Below are 2,796 nucleotides of genomic sequence, written 5' to 3' on the forward strand. Positions count from 1 at the left end.
CTCGGGGCGGGCGGCCCGGGCGGGGACGTCGTCCTGCTCGTCGACTGGCGCACGCTGGCCCTGCTGGGCGCGGGCGCCCTCCCCGCCGCCGTCGCCCTCGGCAACTCCCTCGCCAGAAAACCCACCCGCCCCCCGGCGAGTTGACCCCCGTGCCCGCGAGTTGACACCCGGGGCCCGCGAGTCGCCACTTGAGGCCCGCGAGTTGACGCCCGAGGCCCGCGAGTCGCCACCCCACACGCGTGTGTCGACGTCCCCGGTCATCACCGCCAGAACATGAACAGGTACTGGCCGATGCCGGCGGCGTTCGGGTCACCGCCCACCGCGCCGAACACGAGATCGGACAGGCCCCACAGCGCCTGTCCCGCGGTGGGGACCGCGAGGATCAGCGCGAGCAGCATCAACGGTGCCCACGGCCTGGCCTGGTGGCCGAACTCGCGGGCCCGCGGGGGCAGGTAGGGCTCGAGGGCGCCGTAGCCGTCCAGGCCGGGCACCGGCAGGATGTTGATCACGAAGGCGAGGATCTGCAACGACGCGAGGTAGGACAGGCCCGCGAGCAGTCCGACCGGCATGTCGACGCTGATGACCGTGAGCGTGAGCACGATGCCGAGGGCGAGGTTCGTCAACGGCCCGGCCAGGGAGACCCGGGACGAGACCGCCCGGGACCGCAGCGCCCACTGGTTGATCCAGACCGCACCGCCGGGCAGGGGAATCCCGCCGATCGCGAGAATGATCAGCGGAAGCACCAGGGACAACACCGGGTCGGTGTAGCGGCGGATGTCCAGGGCGAGGTAGCCCTTCGCCGCCACCTCGTGGTCACCGCCCCGGTACGCCACAATCGCGTGACCGAACTCGTGCAGGGTCAACGACAGCGCCCAGCCGCCGATCACCAGCAGGAAGACGCCGGCCGAACCGAGGACGGTGCGGTCCAGCACCTCCCGCAACCCGACGGTGGCCGCGAGGACGCCGCCCAGGACGGTGACGGCGAGGATGGCGTAGAACAGCAGGCTGGGGCGGACGAGTGAGCGTGGCACGGTGGTCAGTGTCCCCTCCGTTCGTCGGTCCGGTCACCGCGAGGGTCACCGTGGGTGGGTCCCGGTCGGGTCCGGGAGCGGTGTCAACTCCCCGGGGGTGTCGAGCCTCCAGGATGCCGTGAAATCCGGGTGTGTTCGGTCGGCGTGTCCGCTTGCATGTGCCGCTCGCGAGCGTCCCCCATCCTCGCTACTCCGCTTGACCCAATCGCATACCACAGGTGTAATCACATTGATGTCATTCGCTGTCTGAAAAGGGGGGCAGTGGTGGCATCCAGTACCGCCGGTCCCGGGAGTGCGTGAGAGCGAGGAGGCGGACGTGCGGTTGGACACTACTGCAAAGGAAGGGGAGCACGTCATGGAGTGGGGCGGAGGCCCGGACCCCGATCTGGGTGTCCTCGCCGAGCTCCTCGACATGACGGGCGAGCAGGATTGGCAGGAGCGTGCGTTGTGCGCGCAGACCGATCCCGAGGCCTTCTTCCCGGAGAAAGGGGGATCGACGCGGGAGGCCAAACGGATCTGTCAGGTCTGCGAGGTCAAGGACGACTGTCTCGAGTACGCCCTGGCACACGATGAGCGGTTCGGCATCTGGGGTGGACTCTCCGAGCGGGAACGCCGGAAGCTGAAGAAGCGCGCCGTGTGATCGACATACCGTGTGACGAGGGCGCCAGGTGACTCGTTAGGGTGAAGAGTCACCCTGGCCCCCTCGATCCCGGGAGAGGTACGTGCCCCGGACTTCCGCGTCGGTGTCGTCTCCCGTGCGCACCGCCCCGGTCTTGGCCGTTCTGGTCTGTCACAACGGACAGCCCTGGCTGCCCGACGTCCTGGCCGCCCTCCCGGAGGGCACCGTCCGCCCCCGGCACGTGCTCGCCGTGGACACCGGTTCCACCGATGACACGCCGGAGTTGCTCGCCCGGGCCGCCGAGGACGGGGTCGTCGACGGGGTCCTGACCCTGCCGATCGACACCGGCTACGCGGCCGCGGTCACGGCCGCCGTCGAGGCCGGTCTGGACCGGTGGGGTGATCCGGGGTCGTGGCTGTGGCTGCTGCACGACGACAGCGCACCCGACCCGGACTGTCTCGATCTGCTGCTGCGGGCGGCCGACACCGCCTCGTCGGCGGCGATGCTGGGGCCGCTCGCGGTGGACTGGTCCGATCCACGACTCGTGGTCGAGTCCGGTCTGTCCACCGACGCCTCCGGCCACCGCAGACAGGTGGACACGCGCGCGCTCGGTGACGGCACCCCGGAACAGACCACCGAGGTCCTGGCCGTACCGAGCGCGGGCGCGCTCGTCTCGCGGGCGGCGTGGGACGACCTCGGAGGATTCGACACCGAGATCCCACTGCTGCGGGAGGACCTGGACTTCGGGTGGCGCGCGAACGCCTCGGGGCGCGTGGTGCTGTGTGTGCCGCGTGCCCGCGTGCGGCACGCCCGCGCCGTCACCACCCGGCAGCGGTCGGCACACGCCGGCGGTGGCCCCGCCGCCGGACTCGAACGTGTCCACGGCACCCGCACCGTCCTGGTGAACCGGGCCGGATCCGGTTTCCTTCTCGGGCTGGGCGCGCTTCCCGTGCTGTGCCTGGTGCGGATGCTGGTGTTCGCCCTCCTGCGGGACGGCGAACGCGCCCGGGCCGAGTGGGCGGCCGTACGGGCGATCGCGGGTGGGGTGCGGGACCTGCGCCGGGCGCGCGCACGTCGCCCGCACCGCGGTTCGCTGCCGGGGCTCTACACCGGAACGGTGGGCCGGTGCCGTGCCGGTCTCCGGCG

The 2,796-nt window shown here is 71.4% G+C and carries 3 protein-coding genes; 2 read left to right on the forward strand and 1 reads right to left on the reverse strand.

The features are described 5' to 3' along the window. Positions 1-260: 260 nt before the first annotated feature. On the reverse strand, positions 261-1,031 hold the full coding sequence (locus ACTIR_RS0105660) for a site-2 protease family protein (RefSeq protein WP_026453544.1): 771 nt from the start codon (positions 1,029-1,031) through the stop codon (positions 261-263). Positions 1,032-1,386: 355 nt separating this feature from the next. Here ACTIR_RS0105660 and ACTIR_RS0105665 point away from each other — a divergent pair, with 355 nt between their 5' ends. Beyond that, positions 1,387-1,671 (forward strand): WhiB family transcriptional regulator, encoded by a 285-nt coding sequence (locus ACTIR_RS0105665; RefSeq protein ID WP_019806480.1) that lies wholly within the window; start codon positions 1,387-1,389, stop codon positions 1,669-1,671. A gap of 82 nt (positions 1,672-1,753) precedes the next feature. After that, positions 1,754-2,796, forward strand: a 1,043-nt coding sequence (locus ACTIR_RS21940; RefSeq protein WP_154663674.1) for a glycosyltransferase family 2 protein, incomplete at its 3' end; no start/stop codon positions are given.

The sequence above is a fragment of the Saccharomonospora iraqiensis subsp. iraqiensis genome, assembly GCF_000430445.1.
Lineage (GTDB): Bacteria > Actinomycetota > Actinomycetes > Mycobacteriales > Pseudonocardiaceae > Saccharomonospora > Saccharomonospora iraqiensis.

Excerpts from the sequence above, each read along its gene's own strand:
- ACTIR_RS0105665 (WP_019806480.1), top strand. The coding sequence starts at position 1,387 with ATGGAGTGGGGCGGAGGCCCGGACCCCGATCTGGGTGTCCTCGCCGAG.